This window comes from Azotobacter chroococcum, assembly GCF_004339665.1.
GTDB classification, from domain to species: domain Bacteria; phylum Pseudomonadota; class Gammaproteobacteria; order Pseudomonadales; family Pseudomonadaceae; genus Azotobacter; species Azotobacter chroococcum.
Map to the genome: position 1 here is coordinate 1 of NZ_SMMU01000072.1, position 6,747 is coordinate 6,747.

Here is a 6,747-nt window from a genome sequence, read left to right on the forward strand (position 1 = left end):
CGCCCGTTGCCGGACTTCAGGGGAATACTTCGTTGCTGACTTCATGGCTCCATCCTCTCAAAGGTTGGAGCCTCCGGGAAACCCGGGGCGGTTCAAAGCCGAACTCATCGACGTCATCTCGATCGCCACCGACCTGCCCAAAGTCACTGCTGCCCGCGCTCTGGACGCTTTCACCGCCAGCATTACCACGGCTCTGCAACGGGGTAACGGGGTCTCCCTGGTGGGGTTCGGCACCTTTACCGTGAAGGCTCGTGCTGCCCGCGAAGGTCGCAATCTGAAGACCGGGCCGCGATCCAAATCGCTGCCGCCAAGCTGCCGGGCTTCAAGCCAGGCAAGGGCCTGAAAGACGCCCTGAACTGATTGAAGCAGCTGATCTGCAAGCCGATAGCCAACGAGCGCTGCGCGTAGTCTGCCGATTCGAGCCGGAAATATCGGCTGGCCAATACTTCAATACGTGCGTACTTCATTGCTTCATTGCGTGAGCGCTTCATTGCTTGAACGCATAAGCGCTTCAGTAACGTAAGCGCCGCGGCCAGGCTGGTAACCGGCCGCTCCTGTTCGCCTGGCCCTTTCTGTTTCAAGCCGCCATTCCCATCCAGGATGGGGATGCCTCCAGGATGGCACAGAGGTCAACGCAGGTGCAGGACTACGGCGAAGAGCCAATGCTGGTTCACCTCGGCAAGCCGCTGCTCCTGTCCTTTCATGGCGAGCCCAACCAGATCAATCGGGGCAGCGCCTTTGTGCCCAAGGAAATCCATGGCGAAATCGATGGCTCCATATTCGCTCTGACGGGGAACCTGGCCGAAGACAACGGCACGGTCGCGCAATTCGAAGCTCCCCCACTGCCCCTCGGCATCCCGATAGGTCCAGCAGATATTTTCCGCCTCGACTCGGTAGGGGGCGAGCAGCCTGCAGACACAGCCCGCAAGCGACAACGCACCGTCGGCAACGCCGATTCCCGTGCCGAGGTCGACCAGCATGGCCGCCGCTTTGCGCTGGTGCCTGTAGACAAGCGCCTCGACCGTTGGGGCCATGAGCGATTCCAGCACCGGGCCGGCTATCGAGCAGAGTTTAAGGAACGTGTGGAGTTGATCAGGTTTCATGGAATGACCTCCTGTGCAGTGTGCACCCAGGATGCCAGCGGCCCGGAGAATCCAAATTCAACACGTCAATGCTTCAACGAAGCAACCCGCGAGTACTTCCTTGCTTCAGCGCTTCAATACGTCAACGCTCACGACATCATCGGCTAGCCGCACCATCGCCGGCACTCGTCACAGCTTGGGATTCCTTCAACACGCGATAGCTTGGCTTGTACCTGCTGCACGCACGGCCAAACCGAATACCGAGCAGCACTCATCGCCACGTTCAACAACCGTTAAGCAAGCTGAAGGAGAAGAGCCAATGACCCACGAAACCACCGCCCCTGTGCAGAGCCTGGTGGATGATGCACTGATCGAGCTTGAGAATCTGGTCGACGACTTAGGCGAGCAGGCAGCGCCCGCCCAGCCTGCCTCTCAGGTGGCCACAAGGCGCGAACACTACAAAGCTGCACTCGAAGATATCGCCGCGGTGCTGGGCCAGTCGCCAGAGTGGGGTGCGGACCAGTTGAACGAGATTGTCGCCATCCTCGGTCGCGAAGGGATACCTGTTTCAGAGTGAAGCACTTAAGTGCTTGCGCATTGATGTATTGAAGTATTGATTGATTTTCGCATGGCTCCCTGGCTGATACCTTCGACCGTGCGGCGAGTTTCAGACCATGCCGCCGTTGGCGCGGATGACTTGGCCATTGATCCAGCCGCCCTGCGGGCCGGCAAGGAAGGACACGACCGCGGCGATGTCGGCCGGCGTGCCCAGACGTTCGAGCGGGTTCATTTTGGCCATCCGTTCGATGAGTTCGGGCGACTTGCCCTCTAGAAACAGATCGGTGGCGGTGGGGCCCGGCGCTACGGCGTTGACAGTGATCGAGCGCCCACGCAACTCGCGGGACAGCACGGTGGTGAGCGCTTCCACCGCCGCCTTGGTGGCCGAGTACGCGCCGTAGGTTTCCAGGCGCAGGCCGATCACGCTGGAGGAGAAGTTGATGATGCGGCCGCCGCTACGCAGGCGATGCGCTGCCTCACGCATGCCGTTGAAGCTGCCCTTGAGGTTGATGGCGACCAGTCGGTCGAAGGCGGCATCGTCGACCTGGGCGACCGGCGCCAAGTCCATGACACCGGCATTGTTGACTAGCACGTCGACACCGCCGTAGCGGGCCTCGGTGGCGTCGAACAGCCGCTGCACCGCGACCGGATCGCTGACGTCGGCCTGTAGGGCGACGGCCGCGCCGCCTTGGGCAACGAGGCGGCTCGCCAAGGCCACGGCGTCGTCGCGCCGGCCGGCGTAGTTGATGACTACCGCGTAGCCATCGACGGTCAGGCGTTCGGAGATGGCGGCGCCGATGCCGCGCGAGCCGCCAGTGACGATGGCGACCGGACGGGAATGCGTTTGCGTGTTCATGAGGGAGGTCTCGATTGGACCGCCGGATTGGCGGCGGAGAGACCTTATCCATTTGTGACACTCGGATAATCTGGCAGAATCCGCGAACACCATTCGGAAATCCGGACAATGGACCGCTTCGACGCCATGCGGGTCTTCGCCAGGATCGTGGAGCGCCGCAGCTTCACCCGGGCTGCAGACGACTTGGCGCTGCCACGGGCGACGGTCACTGATGCCATCAAGGCGCTGGAATCACGCCTGGGCGTGCGGCTGCTGCAGCGGACCACGCGCGAGGTCACGCCCACGCTGGAAGGCGAGGTCTTCTACGGCCGCTGCCTGCGTCTGATTGCCGATATGGAGGATGCCGAAGGCGCCTTCCGCAATACGCGCCCACGCGGGCCGTTGCGTATCGAGGTGCACGGCACGCTGGCGCGCCTCCTGCTGTTTCCCCGGCTTCCCGCGTTCCTGGACGCCTATCCGGACATCGAGCTGGACGTCAGCGAAGGCGATCGCTATGTCGACCTGGTGCGCGAAGGCGTGGACTGCGCCGTCCGTGTAGGCAAGTTACGCGACAGCGACCTAATCGCACGCCGCCTGACGCTGCTGGCCGAGGCCACGGCAGCCTCGCCGGACTACTGCAAACGGCACGGCACACCGACGGACATCGACGCCCTCCAGGGGGACGGCCACGTGATGGTCGGCTTCAAATCCACCGCCATCGGCGCGTTGCTGCCGCTGGAGTTCCAGCACGAAGGGCGCGTCCGCCACGTCACCTTGCCCACGCGCGTGCGGGTCAGCGGTGCGGATTCCTATGTCGGTGCTGCGTTTGCCGGCTTCGGCATCATCCAGGCTCCGCGCTACCGGCTGGATGACTACTTTGCTACTGGCAAGCTCATCCCATTGCTGGAACTCTTTCCGCCATTGCCCAGCCCGGTCAATATTGTGTATACGCGTACCCGGCTGCCGTCCCCTCGGTTGCGTGCATTTATCGAATGGGCAAGCAACACATTTGCTGCAGAAGATAACTGAACCAACGCCCGCGTCAGCCGCGCGCGGGCCCGGGAGACGTCTTGGAATTCGTCGACCATCACCAGCTCGTGGGGGGAAACCCAGCGGCGGGCTTCCTGATGCTCCTTCTGCTTGCTCGCCGGCCAGCGAAATCTGGCTGCGGCCATGTCATGGCGTTTACAACGTATCGCAAAGGAGGCTGAAGATACTGCGCCCTGGCGAATCGAGGCAGAAAATATCGGCTGGGTCTGGCTCTGTCAGAACACGTAAATGCTTCAATGCTCGCGCGCTTCAACACGTCAATGCGTAAGCGCTTCAATGCTTCACAATGGTCAGGCCGGTCACGCTGCGCCGGCGGCCGCCTCGCTGCCAGTTTGGAATGAGAAAGAAATCCTCTCACGCGCTTCTCGGGGCCAATTGGCCGGCACCCGGACTCACCCATTCTCGTCTGGGGCGCCATCCGCCTCCTTGGCTTCCGCCAGGCGCTCCTCGCCCAACTCCAGCGCATCCTCAAAGGATCGCAGCACCAGATCTTCAGCATCGAGGGCCAAGCCAGCTGCCTCCGAGCCAGCCTCGGCCCGTACTCCCAGGTCGATGAGTTGAGTCAGGACCTCCAGCGCCCGGGCCGGTACTGGGCTGACCCAGGCCTCGCCGGACAAGGTATACCGCGTCACAAGCTCGGCGGCGCGCTCCAAGGCTTCGATGGACTCCAGGGCCTCGGTGGTCATCGTCAGCAGGGCCGCTTTGTCGAGGGAGCCGCTGCGGTAGTCGTCGGGCTGTTCTTCGAGCCAGCGCAGCCGTTCTTGTAGGAGTTGCTGGTGGGTATTCATGGGGGAAGTTCCTTTGTGACTTCGAGGGCTTAAACAAGCCCGTACTTTCGAGACAGCTCATCAATTCGAACGGCGCGCTGCAGGTGGAGCCGGTTCGTATCTTCATCCGGCCGGAGCGCACCATATCCAACCGCGGCGTTGTACTGTTCGGCTTGGCGAACCAGTTTGACCAACTCCTTGAGATCGGCCTTCATCTCCTCGTAGATACTCATGGTGAAACTCCTGAAAGCCAAGAAAGCTGCGAAGGTACTCATGACCGGATCGGCTAGATGAGGCGGGAATCGAGGGGGAATTTTTCTACGTGAATGCTCGCCCCACTAGCCTCGGGGTGCGCCGGGTTGAACAGGTAGTTGGTCGTGCAAGGGATGATGGCGCTCGGCACCGGGAGCAGCAGAGCGCTCCGCCCATCCAGAAAGTGGTCTCCCAAGGCGCGCGTGACTTCCGGGTCAGACTTCCAGTGCTCCGGCAGCGGTGGAAGCTCGGCCCGCGAAACCGGGTCCGGAAGCTCGATGCGGATCAATTGGAGCGTTGTGGGGAAGTCCTCGGGGTCGATTTCCAGGTGGACAAGCACCTCCAGCATCGCACCGGCAGGACTGTCCGCCGCGTAAACGACCGGCCTGCCAAGGTGGTGCCACCGGCCACTGGCGCGCAGGCCACCGATTCCGCTGAGGTCCGCGTAGGCGCTGATCCGCCACAGAATCACAGGGCTAGGCCTTCGACGATCTGCAGCAGCATTTCCTCCACCTGGCTGGTGCCCTGCTGGGTGGTGAGCATCTGCATGGGCGTCAGGCCGGAAAACCGCTCCTTGGGCTTGGAGAGCCAACGTTTGGCCTTCTCGCGGTCGCCGAAGACAGCCTCGGCCATTGCCGTGATATGGGCAGCGCGAAAAAATCTGTCGCTTTCCTCCACGGTCAACGGCTGATCGCGCTCGATGCGGCTCTTGAGGGTTCTCAGGGGGATGATCTGATCGCGCTCCAGCGGCGTGACCACCCCGGCCTCGGTCAGCTGCACCAGGCGGGTCGCAGGAAAGCCCTTGGTGATCCGGGTGTGGATTTCAAAGTCGGTTGCCGACTCCGGGATGTCCAGCAGGCTTTGAAGACGTGCCCGGTATGCGGTGTAGCCATGGTCACGCAGGACTTCAGCAAGCATGGGGGTAGCCTCCTAGTTCGGCATTTACCGGATTGTATCCGGCATTTACCGAAAGAAACAACAGCCCCATCTGCCATACCATCCCGAGGCGATTTTGCCTGCTGGGAATGAGCGCCAGCAGGGAGAAATTTTCTCCTGCGTTTCTCAGGGCTGATCGGCCCAGCGCTTGCCTATCGGTTCAGCTTGTCCCCGCGCCGATACCACCTGCCAGCCACAGTCCTCCTCGTCCCAATCCTGGCCATCGCCGATCATGGCGAACGAGCTGATCGCCGTGCGCCATTCGTGCAGTATACCCCGAATGCGCTTTCCTCTGGGGCTGTAACCAGAACAGCGGCCAGCAGCGATTTTTCATTTTTCTTTCCTTCACACTTCATTGAGCAGAAGGTGGGGAGCCGAGAGCATTTCAGGCGCCTGGTCGGCCGGGGACGGGCTTGACGATAGTGGCACGAATGGCGCGCATCACGGTCTTGAGCTTTTCGGTCGGAGCGATCTCGACAGCCTTGTTCATCAGTTTCTCGCGAAAATCGGATGAAACACCACAAATCCGCCCAGCAAGCCCATCCGCACATCGAAACCGTCCGCCGCCTGCACGCTCTGTGCAACGCGGTGCGCAGTACCGGCACGCGAGGCTCCAAGGCCCGCATCGAGTTTGTGCAGCTGGCCTACCGCTACGGGCTGGTCGAAGAAATAACCACCTACGCCTGTGGGATCTCGGCCATGAGGACCTGGGCGAGCGTACTTTCGATACCTGTTTCGAGATGGGCGATTCCGTTCCCAGCTTCGAGCAGTGTTCGTCAGTGAACATCAATCGGGACAATTGCAAACCTGCAGGGTTGTCGGTATGGGAACCTCAATTCTGCGGGTTTACTCTTCTTCATCAACGCCTCTCGTTCGAAACGTCAACAGGCCCTTAAACGACCGCAATACGTGGATTTCCGTTTTGGCAAAAAGTGTAGATAGGCGCGACTACGAAAGTGCAGATCGCCCCATCGTGGTCATGGCGAAGGACTATCCAGCGGGACATGTCGTGCCGCGGCACACCCATGCTTGTGGGCAGCTCATCTACGCAGTTTCCGGGATCATGGAAGTTCGCACGGACAGCGGCCTGTGGCTGGTGCCGCCGCAACGCGCCTTGTGGATGCCCGCAGGGATCGCCCACGCCATGCGCACACGAAGCAGCCCGGTGGCATTGAACCGCCCCGGGTTTCTCGGAGGCTCCAACCTTTGAGAGGATGGAGCCATGAAGACAGCAACGAAGTATTCCCCTGAAGTCCGGCAACGGGCG

10 protein-coding genes and 1 pseudogene are annotated in these 6,747 nt (G+C 61.5%); 5 read left to right on the top strand and 6 right to left on the bottom strand.

The window, feature by feature from the left end; genetic code table 11:
• Nucleotides 1-43 precede the first annotated feature (43 nt).
• Nucleotides 44-360, top strand: a pseudogene (locus EV691_RS22750) (HU family DNA-binding protein).
• A gap of 269 nt (nt 361-629) precedes the next feature.
• Here EV691_RS22750 and EV691_RS22755 read toward each other — a convergent pair.
• Nucleotides 630-1,103 carry a hypothetical protein gene (locus EV691_RS22755; RefSeq protein ID WP_131302032.1) on the bottom strand — a complete coding sequence of 158 codons (474 nt, stop codon included), beginning with the start codon at nt 1,101-1,103 and terminating at the stop codon, nt 630-632.
• A gap of 298 nt (nt 1,104-1,401) precedes the next feature.
• Here EV691_RS22755 and EV691_RS22760 point away from each other — a divergent pair, with 298 nt between their 5' ends.
• Nucleotides 1,402-1,659 carry a hypothetical protein gene (locus tag EV691_RS22760; RefSeq protein WP_090625628.1) on the top strand — a complete coding sequence of 86 codons (258 nt, stop codon included), beginning with the start codon at nt 1,402-1,404 and terminating at the stop codon, nt 1,657-1,659.
• Nucleotides 1,660-1,749: 90 nt separating this feature from the next.
• Here EV691_RS22760 and EV691_RS22765 read toward each other — a convergent pair whose 3' ends face one another.
• A complete protein-coding gene (locus tag EV691_RS22765) occupies nt 1,750-2,496 on the bottom strand; it encodes an SDR family oxidoreductase (protein WP_131302035.1) in 747 nt (248 codons plus the stop codon).
• 108 nt (nt 2,497-2,604) lie between these two features.
• On the opposite strand from EV691_RS22765, the gene EV691_RS22770 reads away from it, so the two are divergent.
• On the top strand, nt 2,605-3,504 hold the full coding sequence (locus EV691_RS22770) for a LysR family transcriptional regulator (protein WP_131302038.1): 900 nt from the start codon (nt 2,605-2,607) through the stop codon (nt 3,502-3,504).
• A gap of 413 nt (nt 3,505-3,917) precedes the next feature.
• Here the strand turns inward: EV691_RS22770 and EV691_RS22775 are convergent, their stop codons facing one another.
• The 4 genes from EV691_RS22775 to EV691_RS22790 are packed head-to-tail and all read right to left on the bottom strand — an operon-like array spanning nt 3,918 to nt 5,462.
• Nucleotides 3,918-4,313, bottom strand: a complete 396-nt coding sequence (locus EV691_RS22775; RefSeq protein WP_131302041.1) for a hypothetical protein — start codon at nt 4,311-4,313, stop codon at nt 3,918-3,920.
• A 29-nt stretch (nt 4,314-4,342) separates the two neighbouring features.
• Nucleotides 4,343-4,525, bottom strand: a complete 183-nt coding sequence (locus EV691_RS22780) for a hypothetical protein (protein WP_131254713.1) — start codon at nt 4,523-4,525, stop codon at nt 4,343-4,345.
• A 53-nt stretch (nt 4,526-4,578) separates the two neighbouring features.
• On the bottom strand, nt 4,579-5,016 hold the full coding sequence (locus EV691_RS22785; RefSeq protein WP_131302044.1) for an RES family NAD+ phosphorylase: 438 nt from the start codon (nt 5,014-5,016) through the stop codon (nt 4,579-4,581).
• The gene (locus tag EV691_RS22790; protein ID WP_089169991.1) at nt 5,013-5,462 is read right to left on the bottom strand and encodes an antitoxin Xre/MbcA/ParS toxin-binding domain-containing protein; all 450 of its coding nucleotides are present in this window, start codon (nt 5,460-5,462) and stop codon (nt 5,013-5,015) included. Before EV691_RS22790 ends, EV691_RS22785 begins: the two co-directional genes overlap by 4 nt.
• 528 nt (nt 5,463-5,990) lie before the next feature.
• Between EV691_RS22790 and EV691_RS23515 the strand changes: the two genes are divergently transcribed.
• Complete coding sequence (locus EV691_RS23515; RefSeq protein ID WP_165496622.1) at nt 5,991-6,263, top strand: hypothetical protein; 273 nt, start codon at nt 5,991-5,993, stop codon at nt 6,261-6,263.
• A complete protein-coding gene (locus tag EV691_RS24055; protein ID WP_243649671.1) occupies nt 6,250-6,690 on the top strand; it encodes an AraC family ligand binding domain-containing protein in 441 nt (146 codons plus the stop codon). Before EV691_RS23515 ends, EV691_RS24055 begins: the two co-directional genes overlap by 14 nt.
• Nucleotides 6,691-6,747: the final 57 nt, after the last annotated feature.